The sequence below is a fragment of the Streptomyces sp. NPDC043427 genome (assembly GCF_056436655.1).
In genome coordinates, this window is record NZ_JBWKCC010000001.1 from 95,603 (window position 1) to 115,440 (window position 19,838).

The 19,838-nt window shown below is 71.1% G+C and carries 22 protein-coding genes and 1 pseudogene; 7 read left to right on the forward strand and 16 right to left on the reverse strand.

All coding sequences use genetic code 11. From position 1 onward, the window contains the following. The first annotated feature begins 16 nt into the window (after positions 1 to 16). Entirely contained in the window at positions 17 to 1,879 is a 1,863-nt protein-coding gene (locus AC067M_RS00450; protein WP_478695328.1) for an ABC transporter ATP-binding protein, read from the forward strand. Between the two features lie 33 nt (positions 1,880 to 1,912). Here the strand turns inward: AC067M_RS00450 and AC067M_RS00455 are convergent, their stop codons facing one another. The 5 genes and pseudogenes from AC067M_RS00455 to AC067M_RS00475 all read right to left on the reverse strand — a co-directional run bounded on the left by AC067M_RS00455 (position 1,913) and on the right by AC067M_RS00475 (position 5,709). Continuing rightward, positions 1,913 to 2,095 carry a hypothetical protein gene (locus AC067M_RS00455; RefSeq protein ID WP_478694742.1) on the reverse strand — a complete coding sequence of 61 codons (183 nt, stop codon included), beginning with the start codon at positions 2,093 to 2,095 and terminating at the stop codon, positions 1,913 to 1,915. A 181-nt stretch (positions 2,096 to 2,276) separates the two neighbouring features. Continuing rightward, positions 2,277 to 2,474, reverse strand: a pseudogene (locus AC067M_RS00460) (amidohydrolase family protein); the annotation flags it as partial. 63 nt (positions 2,475 to 2,537) lie between these two features. After that, entirely contained in the window at positions 2,538 to 4,418 is a 1,881-nt protein-coding gene (locus AC067M_RS00465) for an FUSC family protein (protein WP_478694743.1), read from the reverse strand. Between the two features lie 143 nt (positions 4,419 to 4,561). Next, positions 4,562 to 5,320 (reverse strand): nucleotidyltransferase domain-containing protein, encoded by a 759-nt coding sequence (locus tag AC067M_RS00470; RefSeq protein WP_478695329.1) that lies wholly within the window; start codon positions 5,318 to 5,320, stop codon positions 4,562 to 4,564. A gap of 11 nt (positions 5,321 to 5,331) precedes the next feature. After that, a complete protein-coding gene (locus AC067M_RS00475) occupies positions 5,332 to 5,709 on the reverse strand; it encodes a hypothetical protein (RefSeq protein ID WP_478694744.1) in 378 nt (125 codons plus the stop codon). A 196-nt stretch (positions 5,710 to 5,905) separates the two neighbouring features. Here AC067M_RS00475 and AC067M_RS00480 point away from each other — a divergent pair, with 196 nt between their 5' ends. Further along, positions 5,906 to 6,316 carry a RidA family protein gene (locus tag AC067M_RS00480; protein WP_478694745.1) on the forward strand — a complete coding sequence of 137 codons (411 nt, stop codon included), beginning with the start codon at positions 5,906 to 5,908 and terminating at the stop codon, positions 6,314 to 6,316. Next, a complete protein-coding gene (locus tag AC067M_RS00485) occupies positions 6,316 to 6,786 on the forward strand; it encodes an N-acetyltransferase family protein (RefSeq protein ID WP_478694746.1) in 471 nt (156 codons plus the stop codon). Before AC067M_RS00480 ends, AC067M_RS00485 begins: the two co-directional genes overlap by 1 nt. On the opposite strand, the gene AC067M_RS00490 is transcribed toward AC067M_RS00485, so the two are convergent. The 3 genes from AC067M_RS00490 to AC067M_RS00500 form a co-directional block, all read right to left on the reverse strand. Further along, complete coding sequence (locus AC067M_RS00490; RefSeq protein WP_478694747.1) at positions 6,777 to 6,983, reverse strand: SRPBCC family protein; 207 nt, start codon at positions 6,981 to 6,983, stop codon at positions 6,777 to 6,779. The genes AC067M_RS00485 and AC067M_RS00490 overlap by 10 nt on opposite strands. Before the next feature lie 164 nt (positions 6,984 to 7,147). Further along, positions 7,148 to 7,867: an aspartate/glutamate racemase family protein gene (locus AC067M_RS00495; protein ID WP_478695330.1), complete on the reverse strand. Its 720-nt coding sequence runs from the start codon at positions 7,865 to 7,867 to the stop codon at positions 7,148 to 7,150. Positions 7,868 to 7,872: 5 nt separating this feature from the next. After that, positions 7,873 to 9,354 carry an NCS1 family nucleobase:cation symporter-1 gene (locus AC067M_RS00500; protein WP_478694748.1) on the reverse strand — a complete coding sequence of 494 codons (1,482 nt, stop codon included), beginning with the start codon at positions 9,352 to 9,354 and terminating at the stop codon, positions 7,873 to 7,875. Positions 9,355 to 9,521: 167 nt separating this feature from the next. Between AC067M_RS00500 and AC067M_RS00505 the strand changes: the two genes are divergently transcribed. Both AC067M_RS00505 and AC067M_RS00510 read left to right on the forward strand, forming a co-directional pair. After that, positions 9,522 to 10,187: a GntR family transcriptional regulator gene (locus tag AC067M_RS00505; protein WP_478694749.1), complete on the forward strand. Its 666-nt coding sequence runs from the start codon at positions 9,522 to 9,524 to the stop codon at positions 10,185 to 10,187. A gap of 59 nt (positions 10,188 to 10,246) precedes the next feature. After that, positions 10,247 to 11,698 carry a LamG domain-containing protein gene (locus AC067M_RS00510; protein WP_478694750.1) on the forward strand — a complete coding sequence of 484 codons (1,452 nt, stop codon included), beginning with the start codon at positions 10,247 to 10,249 and terminating at the stop codon, positions 11,696 to 11,698. Positions 11,699 to 11,770: 72 nt separating this feature from the next. On the opposite strand, the gene AC067M_RS00515 is transcribed toward AC067M_RS00510, so the two are convergent. Beyond that, a complete protein-coding gene (locus AC067M_RS00515) occupies positions 11,771 to 12,523 on the reverse strand; it encodes a uracil-DNA glycosylase (protein WP_478694751.1) in 753 nt (250 codons plus the stop codon). Positions 12,524 to 12,636: 113 nt separating this feature from the next. On the opposite strand from AC067M_RS00515, the gene AC067M_RS00520 reads away from it, so the two are divergent. Continuing rightward, a complete protein-coding gene (locus tag AC067M_RS00520; protein WP_478694752.1) occupies positions 12,637 to 13,239 on the forward strand; it encodes an RNA-binding S4 domain-containing protein in 603 nt (200 codons plus the stop codon). Between the two features lie 30 nt (positions 13,240 to 13,269). Here the strand turns inward: AC067M_RS00520 and AC067M_RS00525 are convergent, their stop codons facing one another. The 3 genes from AC067M_RS00525 to AC067M_RS00535 form a co-directional block, all read right to left on the reverse strand. Then, a complete protein-coding gene (locus AC067M_RS00525; RefSeq protein ID WP_478694753.1) occupies positions 13,270 to 13,713 on the reverse strand; it encodes a DoxX family protein in 444 nt (147 codons plus the stop codon). A gap of 57 nt (positions 13,714 to 13,770) precedes the next feature. Continuing rightward, on the reverse strand, positions 13,771 to 14,454 hold the full coding sequence (locus AC067M_RS00530) for a class I SAM-dependent methyltransferase (protein ID WP_478694754.1): 684 nt from the start codon (positions 14,452 to 14,454) through the stop codon (positions 13,771 to 13,773). Positions 14,455 to 14,540: 86 nt separating this feature from the next. Further along, a complete protein-coding gene (locus tag AC067M_RS00535; RefSeq protein WP_478694755.1) occupies positions 14,541 to 15,440 on the reverse strand; it encodes an acyltransferase domain-containing protein in 900 nt (299 codons plus the stop codon). A gap of 76 nt (positions 15,441 to 15,516) precedes the next feature. Here AC067M_RS00535 and AC067M_RS00540 point away from each other — a divergent pair, with 76 nt between their 5' ends. Next, positions 15,517 to 15,783, forward strand: coding sequence for a DUF6343 family protein (locus AC067M_RS00540; RefSeq protein WP_478694756.1), 267 nt, complete (start codon positions 15,517 to 15,519; stop codon positions 15,781 to 15,783). 22 nt (positions 15,784 to 15,805) lie between these two features. Here the strand turns inward: AC067M_RS00540 and AC067M_RS00545 are convergent, their stop codons facing one another. From AC067M_RS00545 to rpsA, 4 genes are all read right to left on the reverse strand, one after another. Beyond that, the gene (locus tag AC067M_RS00545) at positions 15,806 to 16,186 is read right to left on the reverse strand and encodes a tetratricopeptide repeat protein (protein ID WP_037668683.1); all 381 of its coding nucleotides are present in this window, start codon (positions 16,184 to 16,186) and stop codon (positions 15,806 to 15,808) included. 88 nt (positions 16,187 to 16,274) lie between these two features. Then, on the reverse strand, positions 16,275 to 16,883 hold the full coding sequence (gene coaE / locus AC067M_RS00550) for a dephospho-CoA kinase (protein ID WP_478694757.1): 609 nt from the start codon (positions 16,881 to 16,883) through the stop codon (positions 16,275 to 16,277). 54 nt (positions 16,884 to 16,937) lie between these two features. Then, positions 16,938 to 17,876: a PAC2 family protein gene (locus AC067M_RS00555; protein WP_478694758.1), complete on the reverse strand. Its 939-nt coding sequence runs from the start codon at positions 17,874 to 17,876 to the stop codon at positions 16,938 to 16,940. A 264-nt stretch (positions 17,877 to 18,140) separates the two neighbouring features. Further along, positions 18,141 to 19,640, reverse strand: a complete 1,500-nt coding sequence (gene rpsA, locus AC067M_RS00560) for a 30S ribosomal protein S1 (protein ID WP_478694759.1) — start codon at positions 19,638 to 19,640, stop codon at positions 18,141 to 18,143. Positions 19,641 to 19,838: the final 198 nt, after the last annotated feature.

Here is a 19,838-nt window from a genome sequence, read left to right on the forward strand (position 1 = left end):
GCCGCTGCGCTACGACATGGGCTGGAACCAGCACGCGGAAGCGTTCCTGGAGCTGAACTTCCGCGCCATGATCACCCGCCTGCCCGCGCTGCTCGCGTCCAGCTTCCGGCTCGCCTGGCAGGCGGACCGCCGGGCCGCGCGGGTCGTCCTGGCGGCCGAGGCGGGCCGGGGCGTGGCGCAGGCGGTGAGCCTGCTCGCGGTGAACAGCGGCCTCGGCCGGCTGATGACCGGCGGCTCGATCGAGGCCCGGCTGCGCGAGGCCGTCCCCGCGCTGGTCACGGTGGCCGCCGTGATGCTGGTCGAGACGTTGTTGCGGGCCGCGTCGACGTACGCCACCGGACGCCTGGAGCCCAAGGTGGAGCGCGTGGCGACGGAGCGGTACCTGGAGCGGGCGGCGGCGGTGGAGCTGTCGGCGATCGAGGACCACGCCTTCCACAAACTGCTGGACACCGCGCAGTACGGCGCCTCCTCCGCCCGGCGCATGATCGCGCACGCGACCCGGCTGGTGAACGCGATGATCTCGCTGGTCGCCGCCGCGAGCGTGCTGACCGTGCTGCACCCGGCGCTGCTTCCGCTGCTCGTGACGATGACGCTGCCGAGCGCGTGGAGCGCGCTGACGAACGCCCGGCGCCGCTACCAGTCCTTCCACACCTGGGTGCAGCACGCCCGCGCCGGCTATCTGCTCAGCGGTCTGCTCACCGAACCGGCCGCCGCTCCGGAGATCCGGCTGCACGGGGTCGGCCCGTTCCTGTTGCGCCACTTCCGTGCCATGTCGGAGACGGCGGAGGCGGAGCAGGCCCGCCTGTCCCGGCTCGCGGCCCGTACGGGACTGATCGCGGCGGCCTGGACGGGCCTCGCGACGGTGGCGACGTACGCCACGCTCGGCGGGCTGTTGCTGGCGGGCGCGATGGCGCTGTCGGTGGCGGGCACGGCCGTGATCGCGATCCGCACCGGTTCCGGCAGCCTGGACAGCCTGGTCCTGGAGGTGAACCAGCTGCACGAGGAGGCCCTGTTCGTGGGTGACCTGCAGCGGCTGTGCGAGGAGGCGGCCGAGCGGGCCATCCCCGTCGGAGGTGACGCGTTGCCCGAGGAGCCGCGGGAGATCCGCTTCGAGAAGGTCTCCTTCAGCTATCCGGGGGACTGTGCCCGTCCCGCCCTCGACGACGTGTCCCTCGCCCTCCCCCTGGGCCGGATCATCGCACTCGTCGGCGAGAACGGTTCGGGCAAGACGACCCTGGTGAAGCTGCTCGCCGGGCTGTACAAGCCGGACCGGGGGCGGATCCTCTGGGACGACGTGGACGCGGCGACCGCTGACCGGCACCAGCTGGCGGAGCGCATCGCGATGGTGGCGCAGGACTTCAAGCGCTGGCCGTTCACGGCCCGGGTGAACATCGCGGTGGGCCGCTCCTCGGCGCCGCTGACGGAGGAACGCCTGGCCGCCGCGATCGAGGAGGCTGGGGCGCAGGAGGTGGTCGCGGATCTGCCGCGCGGTCTCGACACCCTGCTGGCCCGCCACTTCAGCGGCGGGCACGAGCTCTCCGGCGGCCAGTGGCAGCGGCTCGGCATCGCCCGCGCCGCCTACCGGCGCGGACGCATCCTGATCGTGGACGAGCCGACGGCGGCCCTGGACGCGCGGGCCGAGCTTGAGGTGTTCGAGAAGATCCGCGCCCTCGCCGGCACCGGGCAGACCGTCGTGCTGATCACACACCGGCTGGCGTCCGTGCGCCACGCCGACCTGGTGCACGTCCTCGACCAGGGCCGGCTCGTGGAGTCGGGGACGCCCGACGAACTGCTCGCCACGGGGGGCGTCTACGCGGAGCTGTACTCGCTCCAGGCCGAGCAGTTCTCCACGAAGCTGCCCGCGCCGAAGGTGGGCTGACCCGCGTCGGGCCCCTGCATGGGCCGACGCGCGTCAGGCCACGACGTCGCCTACGCCGTCGCTGCGGACGATCACCAGGAACGTGTCCGTCGCGAGGTCCATGACGACCTCGGCGGCCAGTCCCTCCAGTCGCCGTGCGTGCGCGAACTCCTCCGCCGGCCACGACCCCCGCGGCCCGCCTGCGGGAAAGCGTTCGATCACTGTTCGCCCGTTCACCACCCTGCACCTCCAGACGCGTCCTACTTGTAGGAGTTAACGCCTTCGAAAGGGGAAACGGCTCGCTCGGTGACGCTACTGAGACGTAGTTGACACCCGTTCACCGCAGTGTGTGAGGATCTGATCACTTACCGATCATCCCGCACACCGTCAGTGTCGATCTTCGTACTGATCGTGAAATATCAGATGTCGTAGTCCTGCAAGACCGGGCGCCGTGCACGAGGGTCGCAGCGAGGTCGTGGACGGGCTGGGTGTGCGGCCCGGTGAGGTCGACGAGGATGACGTCGGCCCGCCGTCCGGGCGCGATGCGGCCGACGGTGTCACCGAGGCCCACGGCCCGTGCGCTCTGGAGAGTGGCGTGATGCAGGGCCTCGCGGGCTGCATGAGGCTGGCGTACGGCGCGGCCGGCGCGCTGTGGGCGGGTTCCGGGAGCGGCCTCGCGTCACCCGGCGAGTGGCAGCTCGGGTACGTCGGGTGAGCGCAGGCCCACCCGTTCCCGCTGTGCGGCCAGTTCGCGCAGCAGTTCGGCGAGCCGGTCGGTGTGGTGGGGCGTTAGCCGTGCGGCGTCGTCGAGGTGGACGGCGCACGCGGTGGTGGTGTCGACGAGCCGTTCGAGCAGGTCGGCTATCTCGTCGGTGCCCTCCGTGTGCCGGGCGAGGGCGGGCAGTTCGGCGGCGGCGAGGGCGATGGCACCGCGGGCCTCGGCGAGCGTGCGGTAGGCCTCGCGCCGCAGGGTCCAGCGGGCGGCCCTGTCGTCGGACTCGCCGAGCACGTGGACGAGGTAGGCGTGCGCGGCACCGCTCGCCGCGACGAGCCGGGCCCGTATTCCGCCGCCGCGCTTCCCCGGCATCGGCAGATGTCCGACGACGAGCACGATCGCGCAGGCGAGCAGCGTCTCCCCGATCCGGCTCACGGAAGCCTGCGGCTCCCCTCCGACCATGACGAGAGCGAGGACGAGGACGGTGACGACGGCGGTCTGCGCGGCGAAGTGCCGGGTGGCTACGGGGATGAGGGCGCCGCAGACCGCGACCAGCGCCACGAGCCCCTCCGGCCGGGGCAGCACGGCGGCGAAACCGGCGAAGAGCAGCGCCCCGAGCACGGTGCCCGCGGCGCGGCACAGGACACGGGAGACCAGCGGCCCGAGGTCGGGCTTGACGAGGAAGACGACGGTGGCGGGCAGCCAGTACCAGTGCGCGTGTTCTCCGTACCAGTGGCTGTGGTGCAGCGCCTGCGCGATGGCGGCGCCGGCCCCGAAACAGAGGGCGACCCGCAGTCCGTACTCCCGCCCGCCGGCCCCGAACGCGGTGCGCAGCAGTTCCCTGGCCGTACGCCCACGGGTGTGCAGGTCGCGCCCCTCGCCCTGGTCGAACGCCTCGGCGGCGTGCAGCAGGGCGTCGTCGAGGGCGCGCAGGGCGGGTGCGTGGCGTTGTGGCGCGGGCAGTGGCCCGGTGTGGGTGCCGGTGCGTACGGCGGCGGCGAGGCGCCGGGAGCCTTCGGAGGCGCGCTCGGAGACGGGCTCCCCGGCCCAGGCGAGCGCGGTCGCTGCCTCGGCGAGGGGCAGCGCGGCGGCGTACTGGGCGTGCAGCCGCCGTTCGGCTGCGGCTCCGGCGCAGCGCCGGAGCCGGGGGCCGGTGAGGGCGTCCTGCGCGTGGTCGAGGGCGGCGGTGAGGGCGACACGGCGGGCGGTGGCGCTCTCGGTGCCGGCGGCGTCGAGCAGTTCGGCGACGGCGTCGTACACGCGGGCCACCGCGGTCCGTTCCCCGTCGAAGCGGAAGTCACCGGCGAGAGAGCCGGGCGTGGGCAGCACGAGTCGCAGCGCCAACAGCCAGCCGGCGCCGAAGAGGAAGGCGAGCGCCCGCTGCCACGCCGGCTCCGGGAGGGGCATCCCGGCCCCGATGGCAGCGGCGACGAGCAGTTGCGTGCCCGCCCCGGAGGCGACGGGCCCTACGGCGCTCATGCCTCCGGCGACGAGCCCGAGGCCGGTGAGGAGCAGGGTCAGCGAAGCGGCCGAGGTGTGCTCCCCCGCGCACGTCCCGGCCGACAGCCCCACCGCACCGGCCAGCGCGGGCCCGCCGATCCTCCTGACGGAGGCCCGCCGACTGCCGGGTCGGTCGTTGATCCCGGCGAGCATGGCGGCGATGGCCGCGACGACTCCGAGCGAGGTCCGGCCGAGCGCCAGGGCCACGACCAGCACCGGTCCACCGGCCAGCGTGCCCCTGAGGACCGCGTTCCACGGCACCGGGCCGCGCTGGGCGCGCAGTGCGTGGGCGAGCCAGGGCGGCAGAGCGAATACGCGAACGGGAACAGGCGGGCGCGGGGACACGAAGCTCCTGTCGAGACGAGGGCGGGGGTGTGCCTTCGGGCGACGTCGGCCGGGCTGGTGGCTTCTACCTTAGGAAGGGTTTTTGGAGCCGGAGCATCTCTTGGGTTTCCGCGAGGTGACACTTCACGCGAACCCCGTGTTCGTTATGAACGCAACTCCGCCGCCACGCACCCTTCGAAGAGCACACGCGCCTGTTCTACCCCCCGCGCCAGCGCCTCGCCTGCCCCCAGCCCGGAAACGATCTCGTCGACCGTCCGCAACCCGGCCCGGTCCAGCAGCCGCTTCTCGTTCGTCACCCACTCCCCGCGCGCCGCCAGCACCGCGTGCCCCGTCTGCGCCGCGGCGACGGCCAGGGCTCCGGCGACCTCCGTGCGCCGCCCGGCCGGGGCGTGGTGGGCGCCGGCGTAGTCGAGGGTGGCACGGGCGGTGCCGTACCAGCGCTCGCGGGCGGTCCGCCGCAGCGGCTCGGGGTAGGTCTCCGGGCGTGGCAGCGCACCGCGCAGGACCCGGTTGACCGCCAGTTCCGCGACGACCAGGTAGCTGGGGATCCCGGCGAGATGGAACAGCAGCGGCTCCACCCGGAACCGTCCCTCCCGCGCCTCCGCCAGCTCGTGCTCGACGACGTCCAGGTCCCGGTAGTGCACGTCGACCCGCCGCCCGCGGATCGTGAGCCAGGCACCGCCGTTGAAGACGCCTCCGCCCCAGCCCCCGACCTCGGAGACCTCGCCCTGCCAGCCGAGGGCGCGCAGGTCGGCGGGGTCGAAGGAGCCGCGGTAGTAGACGGCGAGGTCCCAGTCGCTGTCGGGCCGGTGGGTTCCCTGGGCGCGGGAGCCGCCGAGGGCCACGGCTTCGACAGCGGGGAGCGCAGCGAGGCGATCGGCGACGGTGTCGAGGAAGTCCATGGCGTCAGGCCTCACCAAAGGTCGGAGTGTCGGTGGCGGGTCGGCGGGTGGTCCAGCTCCTGGGCCGTTGTGAGGAGGCCGCCGGGTGCGGCGGCGCGCAGGCGGGCGCGGGCAGTCGTACGGAAGACCTGAAGGGCCGCGCGTGCCCGTGACTCGTACGGGCCGCTCACGTCGGCGTTCAGGCTGCGGGGGTAGGTGTAGGCGACGAAGCTCCGTACGACGGCGGTCGGCACAGGACGGCGTCCCTCGCGCCGGGAACGGGTCAACTCCTGCTCGCTGTAGCGGAGGTCCGTGAGGGCGTGACCAGTGTCCAGGCTTGAACGGCCGTACGACGCGTTCGCGGGATGCTTGCGGTGTCGGGGGCGGACGTGGTGAACAGTGCGGGACATGGCAGACCTCCTGGGGCCCGCCGGGACTTCCGGCGTGGCCCGCTAGTAGTCCGCCGCGGTGAAACGCCCGAGGAGTTTTCTGCGCATGGGGGCAGCCTGTCGGTCGAAGGGCGGTGCTGTCGAACGAAATTGGGATGCGGTGGCCTCCGAAGCCCCGGATGATCGGCAGGTTCCGTCCGCCCTCTCAGGAGCTCATGTGATCCAGCGCGTCACCGCCCCCGCCCTCTTCCCGCCGCCGACCTACTCCCACGCCTCCGTCGTCGAGGCCGGCACGAAGCTCGCGTTCCTCGCCGGTGCCGTCCCCCTCGACGGTGACGGGAAGCTGGTGGGACCGGGGGATCCCGTACGGCAGGCCGAACAGGTGATCGCCAACCTGGAGGAGCAACTGCGCGCCGTCGGCAGCGATCTGGCGCATGTGGTGGCGACCGACGTGTACGTGGTGAGCGGTGACACGGCGGTGCTCTCGGCCGTCTGGGACGTCGTCGAGGCGTCCGGGCTGAGCGTCGGGCCGCACGCGTCGACGCTCCTCGGCGTCGCCTGCCTCGGCTACTCGGGGCAGCTCGTGGAGATCACCGCGACCGCCGTCGTACCGGAGGAGACCCGCTGATGAGCGCCGAGGTCACCGTCGCGCTGCGCCGCGCCGCCGCCCCGGACGCCGCCGCCGCGGCCGACGTGTGGCTGCGTTCCTTCGCCGCCGCGCTGCCCACGGTCGTCAGGCCGCACTCCGACGACGCGGTGCGCGCGTACATCCGGAACGTGGTGGTGCCGCAGCACGAGACGTGGGTGGCCGAGGCCGGGGGTGCGATCGTGGGGCTGATGGTGCTCGACGGCGAGCTGCTGTCCCAGCTCTACCTCGACCCGCAGTGGCGCGGGCGCGGCCTCGGCGACCGGTTCGTGGCGCTGGCCAAGGAACGCAGGCCCGGCGGGCTGGCACTGTGGACCTTCCAGGTCAACACGCCCGCGCACCGCTTCTACGAGCGGCACGGTTTCTCCGCCGTGGAGTACACGGACGGCGGGGACAACGAGGAGCGGGAGCCCGATGTGCGGTATGTCTGGCGACCGGGCGCTCAGGGCTGAGCCGTCCCCTCCCCCGGGTCCTTGATCGCCGTCGGTTCGTCCGCGGCCAGGGTGAACTCGACGAGGGTGGCGTCGGTGTCGTCCGGCTCCTCGCCGGCCGCGCCCCGGGCCCACCGCCAGGACAGGACACGGGGCGGCTCGACCGTCACGATGCGGGCGGGGAGGGCGCCGTGGGCCCCGTGATCGAAGAGGTGCAAGCCGCTGGGAGCAGGTCGGTCTCGACCGGCGCCCCGGCGCCCAACCCGCGGCCGCGGAAGGCGGGTTCGGTGAGGATCGACGAGGCCCGTTCCCGGGCGGCGTCGATCACGACGGTGCGTTCGATGGTGTCGGGGACCACTGCGACCTCGTTCCGAGGCACGCGTCACCCAGCCGAAGCTCCCCAGGCCCGCCGTTTGTCCAGCGGCCGTGCATAACTCCCCGCCCGGCTCGTGCTCAGTCCCAGCGCGACGAGCGACTCCGCGAGCTTCACCGCCGCTCCGACGCCGTCGACGACCGGCAGGCCCAGCTTCTCCCCCACCACCCGTTGCAGGCCGGTCATCCCCGCGCACCCCAGCACCAGCACCTCGGCGCCCGCGTCGCGGGCCCGTCCGGCGGCCGTCAGGAACGCCGCCTCGGTGCGTTCGTCGTCGCCGAGGTCCAGGACACCGAGGCCGGTGCCGACGACGACGGCGCAGTTGCGGCCCACCCCGGCCAGTGCCAGGCTGTCCTCGATCTGCCCGCACGTCCGCTCCAGCGTGGTGACGACCCCGTACCGCCGCCCGAGCAGACACGCCAGATGTGCCGCCGCCTCGGTGATGTCCACGACCGGTACGTCGACCAGTTCCCGTACGCCCTCGCGCCCGTGCTCCCCGAAGCCGGCCATCACGACGGCGTCGTACGGCGGCCCGTCGTACGTGCGCAGTGTGTCGAGGACGGCGGCGGCCGAGAGGTAGCTGTCGAGCCAGCCCTCGGCGGACTCGGGTCCCCAGACCGGGGTCAGCCCGCTCACGGTGGTGCCCGGGCCGGCGGCGGCCCGGGCACCTCGTACGATCTCCTCGGTCATCTCCTGCGTGGTGTTGCAGTTGGTGACGACGATTCGCACGCTTCTCATGCCTCCACGGGTTCGGTGCTGCCGGAAATGATCTCGGGGGCGATCCGCTGGGCCCGGCACAGCACCGCGTACAGACCCGCGGCCAGTGCGGTGCCGATGAACCAGGAGTACGGCGCCACGTCGCTGAACGTCTTCACCAGCGCCAGCACCGCCGCGACCGCCGCCGACGGCAGGAACGCCCACAGCGCCCTGGGGTTGACGCCCTTGCGGTAGTAGTAGCGGGAGCCGGGGCGGGCGTCGAAGAGTTCGTCGACGTCGACGCGGCCGCGCTTGACCCAGTAGTAGTCGACCATGATCACGCCGAACAGCGGGCCGAGGAAGGCGCCGAGGCCGCCGAGGAAGTAGTTGACGACCGTGGGGTTGGAGAAGAGGTTCCACGGGGTGACCACGAGCGCCGCGACGGTGCTGATCATGCCGCCGACCTTGAAGGTGATCTTCTGCGGCCAGACGTTGGCGAGGTCGTACGCCGGTGAGACGAAGTTGGCGACGATGTTGACGCCCATGGTGGCGACGGCGAAGGTGAGCGCGCCCAGCACCATCACCCAGGTGTTGCCGACCTTGGCGACCAGCTCCGCCGGGTCGGTGATGGCCTGACCCCAGACCTCCAGCGAGCCCGCGGTGACGATCACCGAGACGACCACGAAGGCCGTGGAGTTGATGGGGAGGCCCCAGAAGTTGCCGCGGCGGACGGTCTTGTAGTCCGGCGCGAAGCGGGAGAAGTCGCAGAAGTTGAGCATCAGCGTGCCGTACGTGGCGAGGATCAGACCGATGGCGCCGAACCACTGCCGCCACTGCTCGCCGACGGAGACCGGGTGCGGAGTGTTGGTGAGCGAGATGCTCCAGTCGGCCTTGGCCAGTACCCAGACCGCCAGCGCGATCATGACCAGCCAGATCGCCGGGCCGCAGAAGTCCTGGAACTTCCGTACCGACTCCATGCCCTGGCTGATGATCAACGCCTGGATCAGCCACAGCGAGAGGAAGGAGACCCAGCCGAGCGCGTCGAGGCCCAGGAACGAACTGTGCGTCCAGGACTCCAGGCCCGGCCAGGCCGCCAGCAGCATCACGTTGACCGCGACGGACGCCAGGTAGGTCTGGATGCCGTACCACATGATGGCGATCACGGCCCTGATCAGCGCCGGGATGTTGGCGCCCCAGACGCCGAAGCTGATGCGGCTGACGACGGGGAAGGGCACGCCGTGGCGCTGGCCGATCTTCCCCATCCAGTTCATGCCGATGTAGATGAGCACGAAGCCGACGAGCAGGGACGTGAAGACCTGCCACACGTTCATACCGAGGACCAGCAGTCCGGCGGCGAAGGTGTAGTTGCCGAGGTTGTGGACGTCGGACATCCACATGGCGAAGAGATCGAAGACCTTCCAGTTGCGCTTGCCTGCCGGGGCAAGGTCCTCGTTGGTGAGCCGGGGATCGGGGATGAACGCTGGCGCGCCGGTGACTTCAGCGGGATCGGCGAGGGACACGGGGCCTCCATGATCGAGGGGACGGCGGAGGATTGCATTCCGGTTCGTGCTGCCAACCGTGTTTGGTATACCAAACTGCGCACATGGTGCCGCCGTCAACCCCCCGGACCGATGTCCATGCTGTTACGGCTGCGTAAAAGACACCTCGCGTCGGCGAAGATGGCCCCATGGCGAAGATCGAACCGCTCGGCGCGGTACGCGAGCGGGTCCTGGCGACCCTGCGGCAGGACATCATCGCGGGGCGGCTGGGCCCCGGCGACCGGCTCGTCGAACGCGAGCTGGCGGAGCGGTTCGGGGTCTCCCGGGTGCCGGTCCGGGAGGCGATCCGGGCTCTGGTCGCCGAGGGCTTCGTCCTGTTCGAGACCCCGCGCCGCACGGTCGTGCGCCGGCTGACCCCGACCGACGTCAAGGAACTCTTCGAGCTGCGCGAGGCGTTGGAGGTGTACGCGGCGGGACTGGCCGCGTCACGGGCGACACCTCAGGCGCTGGCGGAGCTGCGTGAGCTGCTGGAGAGCGCGGCGGGCGCCACCGAGGCAGGGGACGCCGAGGCGATCACCGACGTCAACACCCGCTTCCACGACCGCATCCTCGCCCTGGCCGGCAACAACCTGCTGATCTCCGTCATGGAACCGGTCGACGGCCGCCTGCGCTGGCTCACCCGGCAGAACGAGGAATGGCCCCAACTGCTCACCGAGCACCGCGAGCTGTACGAGGCCATCGCCTCCGGAGACCCCGAGCGGGCCCGGGCCCACGCGCTAGCCCACGTGCGGGCCAACTACCGGTCGACCGTACGTCACTTGTTCGGGGAACATTTCGAACACCCGTCTGCCTAAACTCTCCCGACCCTTCAGTCGCCTACGGCGTCTGAGATGCGAAACGGGACGGAGAGAACATGGTCAGCAGACGTGGGCTGTTGAGCGGAGCCGCACTCGTGGGGGTGGGTGCGATGACGGGCGTGACCGGCGCCGCGGGGGTCGCCGTGGCCGACGCCCCGCTGGACACTCCGTTCACCCCCGTCACCGCACCGCATCTGGCGGAGGCCGAGCGCATGGTCCAGTACCAGCGACTCCTCGCCGCCGGACACCTGACAGCCGGGCTGGTCGGCCACTGGCCGTTGGACGGCACCCCCGCGGACCGCTCCGGCCGGGAGCACCACCTCGCACTCGGCTCGGGCGCGTCCTGGACGAACCTGCGGGCCGGCAGCGAGCTGACCCTCGACGGAAACCCCAGCGGATACGCCGCCACCGGATCCGTCCTCGACACCACCGCCCCGTTCACGGTCTCGGCCTGGGTGCGCCTGTCGGACACGGCCGGCCGGGCCACCATGTACACCGCCGTCAGCCAGGACGGCACCATGGCGAGCCGCTTCCTGCTCCAGTACGACGACACCGTCGGCAAGTGGGCCTTCAAGGTGCGCAGCGCCGACCAGAGCGTCAAGATCTCCGCTGTCTCCACCGACGCCGCCGAGTTCGGGTCGTGGACCCACCTGACCGGCGTGTGGGACGGAACGCGCATCCACCTCTACGTCGACGGGGCGTTCCAGAGCAGCGCCGACGCCACCACCTCCTGGGCCGCGACCGAGGGCTTCAACATCGGCCGCGCCCGCTACGACAGCGCACCCGTCAACCGCTTCAAGGGCTCCATCGACGACGTACGGGCCTACGACCGCGCCCTGACCGCCGCCGAGGTCAAGCTGATCAGCGGCCAGACGGCCATCGACAACAACCGCTACCTGATCGGCTCCCCGTCGCAGGTCACCTGGGGAACCCCCACCGACCTCACCACCTGGGTCTCGCACGCCCGCTGCTCGTCCTTCCTCACCTGGGTGCTCAAGCACAGCTACACATGGGCGAGCGACGACTACTTCACCCAGTACTTCCAGGACCGCATCCCGGAGGCCGCCGACTACCGGCGCGCGTTCGTCGACGGCACGGCCGGCCCGCGCTTCCAGCGGATCCGCAAGGTCGCCGACCTCCAGCCGGGCGACCTCGTCGCGGTCGACTACCAGGGCAGCGTCGAGGGCAACACCGGGCACATCGTCATGGTCCGCCAGGTCAAGGGCGTCTACACCGGCTCCGCGACCTACAGCGGCGAGACGCAGTACGCCGTCGAGGTCATCGACTGCACGGCGGACCCGCACGGCATGTACGACAAGCCCACCTACCCCGCCTTCCCCGACACCCGCATGGTCGACGACGTGACCAACTTCCAGGGCGTCGGCATCGGCCACATGATGTTCTACGCCGACGACGCCACCGGGGAGTTCAGCCGCTACCGGTGGAGCGTCAACAGCAACTCGTTCACCCCCGACAAGCGGCCCGTCGCGGCGGCCCGACCGCTCTGAGGTCAGCTCTGAGGTCCGCGGCGGCGGGCGCGCTTGTAGCGCACTTGTCCGTCGCCGCCACCAGGATCGCCGTCAGTCCCGCGTCGGCAGACGGGCCGCGACCGCCGCCGTGCGCAGCACTTCCCTCAGCATCTCGGGCGTGAGGCGACCGGTGAAGGTGTTGCGCTGGCTCACGTGGAAGCACCCGAACAGGTCGAGCGGGGCGGGACGGTGGGGGCTGCCGGGCTCGACCGGGGCGAGCCCGTCGAGGGACACGCGCGCGCCGTGGGCGAAGGCCGGGCGCGGCCGGGGCACCGCCCAGCCCGCCTCCGCGAACGCGGGCAGCGCCGCCTGCCAGCCGAACGCACCGAGCACGACCACGGCCCGCAGCGTCGGCCGCAGCAACCGCAGCTCCTGCACGAGCCACGACCGGCAGGTGTCCCGCTCCTGCGGGGTGGGCTTGTTCTCGGGCGGCGCGCAGTGCACGGGCGCTGTGACCCGTACGCCGTACAGCTCCAGGCCGTCGTCGGCACTGACCGAGCTCGGCTGGTTCGCCAGCCCCACGTCGTACAGCGCCTGGTACAGCACGTCACCCGACCGGTCCCCGGTGAACATCCGGCCCGTCCGGTTCCCGCCGTGCGCGGCGGGAGCGAGCCCCACGATCAGCAGCCGGGCATCCGCAGGCCCGAATCCGGGAACCGGCCTCCCCCAGTACGTCCACTCGGCGAAAGCGGCCCGCTTGGTCCGCGCCACCTCCTCCCGCCACTCGACCAGCCTCGGGCACGCCCGACACCCTGAGACGCGCCGATCAAGGCCGGGAATGCCTGCTCCGGGGTTGCTGTCCATGCCCCCACCGTAGAACCCGCCCCTCCAGCGGCCGAGGACGCCCGCTCCTCCTCCCCCCACCGCACGCGGAAATCCCCTCCGCCCCGACCGGCAGCGCGGGCTAAGGTCGAGACATGGTTTCTGAGGGTGCGGACCACGACACGACGGACGGGACGGGCGAGCCCCCGCGAGAGGCCACGCGAGAGGCGGCCGGCGCGGATCGCGTGGACCCGAGCGTCGCCGCCGCGGTGTCAGCCGCCGAGGCCGCCGGGCCCGCCGGCGGTGAGAGCGTGCGCATCGACAGCTGGATCTGGGCCGTACGTCTGATCAAGACCCGCTCCCAGGGCGCCGCCGCCTGCAAGGGCGGCCACGTGCGGGTGAACGGCGAGCGTGTGAAGCCCGCGTACTCCGTGCGCGTCGGCGACGAGGTCCGCCTCCGGCACGAGGGCCGCGAGCGGATCGTAGTCGTCAAGCGCCTCATCCGCAAGCGGGTCGGCGCCCCGGTCGCCGTCCAGTGCTACGTCGACAACAGTCCTCCGCCCCCGCCCCGCGAGGCCCTCGCCCCCGCCGGCATCCGCGACCGCGGTACCGGCCGCCCCACCAAGCGGGACCGCCGCGAACTGGAACGGCTCCGCGGTCTCGGCGGCCTCGGCGGTCACTCGGGCAACCCGGGCGGTGGCCCGGGCGGCCCGGGCGGCAGCCAAGGTGGTCCGGGTGGCCGCCAGGGCGGGCGCTGAGCACGTTCCACCGGACTGCGGACCCGGCGCTCACGCCCCGCGCCGTACCAGTCCTACCAGTCGCAGCAGCTCGGCGTTCTGCTCACGTCGGGCCCAGGCGATGAGGACGAGCGGCACCATCAGGATGACCGGTGTCGCGGCGTACTGACCGTCGAAGTAGCTCAGCTGGACGACGAACGCACCCACCATCAGCCCGCTCAGCGCCACCGCCGCGACCGACTGAAGCATCGGCACCAACAGAGCCACCGCACCGGCCAGTTCCAGCGCACCGATGGTGTACATCCCACCGTGCTCCCAGCCCATCTTCTCGAAGGTGTCGACAGCCGACGGATGAGCGATCAGCTTGGGCACCGCACCCGCGATCCCGAAGAAGAGGGCGAGTCCCACCTGGAGAGCGCGCAAGGCGATGCGGGCCCGGCGGCCCCGCGCGGTTGTGGACGAAGCGGAGGCGAGGGAAGCGGCGGTCTCGGGCATGGAGATCTCCTGTGTGCAGCGGGCTGGTTGCTGTCACAGAGGTAGACCGGCGCCTGCTCAGGAACTCATCGGCATCGCCCTCACCCAGATCCGATCCTCCGTCAGGTATTCGTCCACCCTCAGTCCCTCCTCCGCCAGTGCCTCCTCGAACTCCTGCTGGGCCATCGGCCGTGCCTGGAACGTCTGTGTCCAGGTCGCGTCCGGAAAGTCGTACTCCGCGCGGACCGAGTTGACGCCGTCGCCGACCGGTACCGACGACACGATCCGTGAGGTGAATCCGGTCGGGTGGACGCGTTCGCGGGGCAGGTCGGTGTGGTAGTCGTCGCCCTCGCGTTGGATCAGCACGCAGCCGCCGTCCGCGAGGTGCCGTACACAGGTGCGCAGCAGCCCTCGTCTCACCTCGGCGTCGCCGGTGTTGACGAGGAACGACGCGAGCAGCACCACGTCGAACGTCTCGCCCAGGTCGAGGCGCTCGATCGGGCTGAGTATCGTGCGCGCGCCGCGGACGCGCTCCAGCATCTCGGGGGACTCGTCGACCGCCGTGACCGTGAAGCCGCGCTCCACGAGCGGGTGAGTCATCCGGCCCACGCCGCTGCCCAGTTCCAGGATGCGCGCGCCCGCGGGCACGGCCGCCGCGATGATGTCCGGCTCGGGTCCGACGGGCAGCCGTGAGTAGAGCTCGACCGCACAGCCGTCCGGGGTGATCGCCCCGGGCCCAGTCCCCTGATGTCCCGTACGCATTTTCAGCTCCATGCCCGAACAACGGCCCTCCTCCGCACGTCCGTTCCCGTCCGCTCCGGGTTCACCCGTTCGAGTGGCGCAAGCCTCTACAACGGGAACCAGCCGTGCCCCACGTACCAGTGGCCGCCCTCCCGCAGATGGTCCACGACCGCCCGCTCCAGGACGGTCCCGCGCGGCAGCTGGTCGAGGGGCACGTCACCCGTCCCGAAGACGAAGCGGATCGGCGTGTCGTCCTCCGGCTCCGACCCCATGTGGCTGACGCGGAACCGCTTTTGGAAGCGGACGATGTTGGAGTCCTCGGGCAGGTACTCCCTGAGCTGCGGATCGAGCAGCCATGACGCGCACGTCGCCACCCGGTAGGGCTCCTCGGGGTAGTGGCGGGCGAAGAACTCCCTGCCCAGCGCCAGGGACCGGTCGCAGGCCTCCGAGGTCAACGGGCCGAGGAAGTCGGGTATGTGCAGGCCGAGCCCCAGGTCCCCGGGGCCGTGACCGAACCCCTCCGCCGCGATGGCGTCACCGGCCCGCCGACCGACCCGGTCGCGCTGGAACTGCAGCCGCCCCAGCTGGTACAGCTCACCGTGGAAGTGCAGCGACAGCCAGCGCGGAACGAGCATCCCGCCCGTGCCGTACGTCCTGCGGTGCGCGGCGACGTTGCGGCCGGCGTCGGCCAGGGTGCGCCGGGCGACCTCGGCCGGTACGCCCCGGTCGCGATGGTGGGCGCGCACATACGGCAGGGCCGCGACAAGGACGTACAGCGGGAAGAACCGCTGGAGGGGGCCCGACGGCCAGTCGAGGTCGGGGAGGTCGAGCATGCCGCGGATCTCCCCCATGTCCCGGACCAGCTCCTCGACGGCCTGTTTCAGGGCGTGCAGCAGTTCGGGGTCGTCTCTCACCCGTCGGCCCATGCGGACGACGTCGTTGATGTCCTCGTGCGGCACAGCGAGGTCGAGGAGCGCCTCGGCCAGTTCGTCGGCATCCGGAAGCACGCGATGATCCCCCTCGTGGGACGGCTTGGAGAACGTCCGAACCGAAGAGTACGTTGCTGGGAGGAGTGTGATCCCGATGCGTACGGGCAGTGAGCCGAGGACGGCGCGCAGTGCACTGCGGGTCCGTTTCTGGCTGGCCGTGTGGGGGCTGCTCTGGGCGATCTTCGGAACAGTCGCGTTCGCGCTCGCCGGGCGTCCCGGGTGGGCGGCCGCCTGCGGAGTGCTGTGGGTGGTGATCACCGTCGACATGACGGTGATCCTCAGACACATCAAGCAGGGCCCGCACTATCAGCCGGGCCGCGACATCCCGCCGTATGATCCGCCGCGGCAGCGTTACCGCTAGGGGGTGTCCGGGCGGGCGGTGCTCACGAGTCGAAGCGGGCGGCCTTCAGGTACTGCGGGTTCGGGTCGAGCGCGGCCGCCAGGCGGAAGTGGCGCTTGGCCTGGTCCTCGCGCCCCTGGCGCTCATAGGTGCGGGCGAGGGCGAAGTGCGCGAACGCGTTGTCCGGCTCCCGCTCGAGGACGATGGTGAACTCCAGCTCGGCGGGCCGTAGTTGCGCGGCCGCGAAGAAGGCACGCGCGCGCAGCAGCCGTGCGGCGGTGTTCTCGGGGTGCGCGGCGATGACTCCGTCGAGCAGCTTCACCGCGCCCCGCGGGTCCCGTGCGGCGAGCAGCTGCTCGGCGGCACGGTAGTCGATGACGTGAGTCTCCGGAGAACGTCCGGTCGAACCGCTGGTATCGGGCACGGAAAAGTCCTTCCCTCACTCAAGCTGTTCAACGCCGCGACCGTGGCTGATATTCCCCATCCGTTACGGCGTCGGGGACCCGGATCCGCTACGGCGTCGGGGACCCGGCCCGCTCCACGAGCTCCGCCCACACCTCGTGCACCCGCCGCCGCAGCTCCTGCAGCGGTACGTCGTTGTCGACGACGATGTCCGCGATCTCCCTGCGCTCCTCGCGCGTCGCCTGCGCGGCCATACGCGCGCGTGCGTCCTCCTCGCTCATCCCGCGCAGCCGCACCAGCCGGTCGAGCTGGGTCTCGGTGCTCGCGTCGACGACGATCACGACGTCGTAGAGCGGTGCGAGGCCGTTCTCCGTGAGGAGCGGGACATCGTGGACGACGACGGCGTCCTCGGGGGCGGCGGCCTCCAGCTCACGGGAGCGGGCGCCCACCAGGGGGTGCACGATCGCGTTCAGGGCGGCGCGCCGGTCCGGGTCCGCGAAGACGATGGAGCCCAGCTTCGGGCGGTCCAGACTGCCGTCCGCCGCCAGCACGTCCGGGCCGAAGGCGTCGACGACCGCCGCGAGCCCGGGAGTTCCCGGCGCCACGACCTCGCGCGAGATGCGGTCCGCGTCGATCAGCACGGCACCGCGCTCGACGAGCAACCGCGACACCTCGCTCTTGCCGGCGCCGATACCGCCGGTCAGGCCAACCTTCAACATGAGCGGAAGCTTAGAGCCTGCCGTCGACCACGGACCCGCTGGGAGTCGGCCGCGTCAGCCCTCGCCCTCCCGCTCCGCCAGGAACCGCTCGAACTCGCGGCCGATCTCGTCCGCGGAGGGGATGTCGGCGGCCTCGGCCAGCATGTTACCCCGGGTCTCCGCACCGGCGGCGGCGTCGTACTGGTGCTCGAGACCCTGGACGAGGGCGGTGAGTTCCTCGTCGCCCTCCTGGATCTGCCGGTCGATCTCCGTCTGGGTGCGGTGGGCGTCCGTGCGCAGGGAGTGCGCGAGGCCGGGCAGGACCAGTCCGGTCGCCGCCGTGACGGCCTCCAGGACGGTCAGTGCCGCGTCCGGATAGGGAGAGCGGGCGATGTAGTGCGGCACGTGCGCGGCGACGCCCAGGACGTCGTGCCCGGCCTCCATGAGGCGGTACTCGACGAGCGCTTCGGCGCTGCCGGGGACCTGGGCCTCGTCGAAGGGGCTGCGGTGGCCCGGGACGAGGTCGGTGCGGCTGCCGTGCGGGGTGAGACCGACCGGCCGGGTGTGCGGGACACCCATGGGGATGCCGTGGAAGTTCACGGACAGGCGGACCCCGAGCCGCTCCACGATCTGTTGGACGGCCGCGGCGAAGCGCTCCCACTCCACGTCCGGCTCCGGGCCGGACAGGAGCAGGAAGGGCGCCCCCGTGGCGTCCTGCACGAGCCGCACCTCGATGGCCGGCTCCTCGTACCCGCTCCAACGGTCACGCTTGAACGTCAGCAGCGGACGGCGCGCGCGGTAGTCCACGAGCCGGTCGTGGTCGAAGCGCGCGACGACCTGGTGGGGCAGCGAGTCGAGGAGCCGGTCGACGATCTGGTCACCGGTTTCGCCCGCGTCGATGTATCCGTCGAAGTGGTAGAGCATGACAAGACCGGCCGACTCCTGAGCCAGCGCCATGTCGACGACGCCCAGCCCCTTCGGCTCCCATGCGTACAAACCCTGCGGATCAAGCACTTGGACCGCTCCTCCTCGTGTTCACACATCTCAACGCGCGTGGAGGCGTGGGCATTCCCGCTCCGGGCCCGTGATCAGCTGAGTCGAGCGGAAACTCCCCGAGGGGGGCGGGGCTGTGTCCATATGCGGCTCCGCCACGTGGGCGCGACCAGCCCCCACCGGCCGGCAGCCGAACGACAGAACACTCCCCCGGCACCACTGAGGGCCCGCACCTCGAAAGGTGCGGGCCCTCAGTGGTTATCGGCTAAGCCTCAGCGGCTGCGATCAGCTCTGGCCACCGGCCAGCTTCTCGCGGAGAGCGGCCAGCGCCTCGTCCGAGGCCAGCGCACCGGAGTTGTCCGGGCCCTCGGAGGAGTACGAACCGCCGCCACCGGCGGCCGGAGCCGCACCCGCCGCGTCGCCGCCCTCGGCAGCGGCCTTCTCGTCCGCTTCGCGGGACTTGATGACCTGCTGCTGGTGCTGCTCGAAGCGGGTCTGCGCCTCGGCGTACTGGGTCTCCCACGCCTCGCGCTGGGTCTCGTAGCCCTCGAGCCAGTCGTTGGTCTCGGGGTCGAAGCCCTCGGGGTAGATGTAGTTGCCCTGGTCGTCGTAGGACGCGGCCATGCCGTACAGGGTCGGGTCGAACTCGACCGAGGCCGGGTCGGCACCGAAGGACTCGTTGGCCTGCTTCAGCGAGAGGCTGATGCGACGACGCTCGAGGTCGATGTCGATGACCTTGACGAAGATCTCGTCGTTGACCTGGACGACCTGCTCCGGGATCTCCACGTGGCGCTCGGCCAGCTCGGAGATGTGGACCAGACCCTCGATGCCCTCGTCCACGCGGACGAACGCACCGAACGGAACCAGCTTCGTGACCTTGCCGGGCACGACCTGGCCGATCTGGTGGGTGCGGGCGAACTGCTGCCACGGGTCTTCCTGGGTCGCCTTCAGCGACAGGGAGACGCGCTCGCGGTCCATGTCGACGTCGAGGACCTCGACCGTGACCTCCTGGCCGACCTCGACGACCTCGGAGGGGTGGTCGATGTGCTTCCAGGACAGCTCGGAGACGTGAACCAGACCGTCGACGCCACCCAGGTCCACGAAGGCACCGAAGTTGACGATCGAGGAGACCACACCAGAGCGGACCTGACCCTTCTGGAGGGTCGTGAGGAAGGTCTGGCGGACCTCGGACTGGGTCTGCTCCAGCCAGGCACGGCGGGACAGGACCACGTTGTTGCGGTTCTTGTCCAGCTCGATGATCTTGGCCTCGAGCTCCTTGCCCACGTAGGGCTGGAGGTCGCGAACGCGGCGCATCTCGACCAGGGAGGCCGGGAGGAAGCCACGGAGGCCGATGTCGAGGATGAGACCACCCTTGACGACCTCGATGACGGTACCGGTGACGATCCCGTCCTCTTCCTTGATCTTCTCGATGGTGCCCCAGGCACGCTCGTACTGGGCGCGCTTCTTCGAGAGGATCAGGCGGCCTTCCTTGTCCTCCTTCTGGAGAACAAGGGCCTCGATCTCGTCACCGACGGCGACGACCTCGTTGGGGTCGACGTCGTGCTTGATCGAGAGCTCGCGGCTCGGGATAACGCCTTCGGTCTTGTAACCGATGTCGAGCAGGACCTCGTCCCGGTCGACCTTCACGATGACGCCGTCGACGATGTCGCCGTCGTTGAAGTACTTGATCGTCTCGTCGATCGCGGCGAGGAAGGCTTCCTCGTTACCGATGTCGTTGACCGCTACCTGCGGGGTGGTGGCGGTGGTCTCGGTGCTGCTCGTCATGTGGGAAAGGGCTCCGGTACGGACATTGAAGTCGTAGGTACTGCTTACGCCGGGAGCCCGTTTCGCTCTGCAGAAGCCGGACAGCCAAGGAAGCGCCACACAAAACCGCACGTGGCGCCTCGACAACCGAGGGGACATACAACAGATGCGAGCGCAGCCTGCTACGTCTGAGGTGCGCAGGCCCGCAGCGCAACTTGT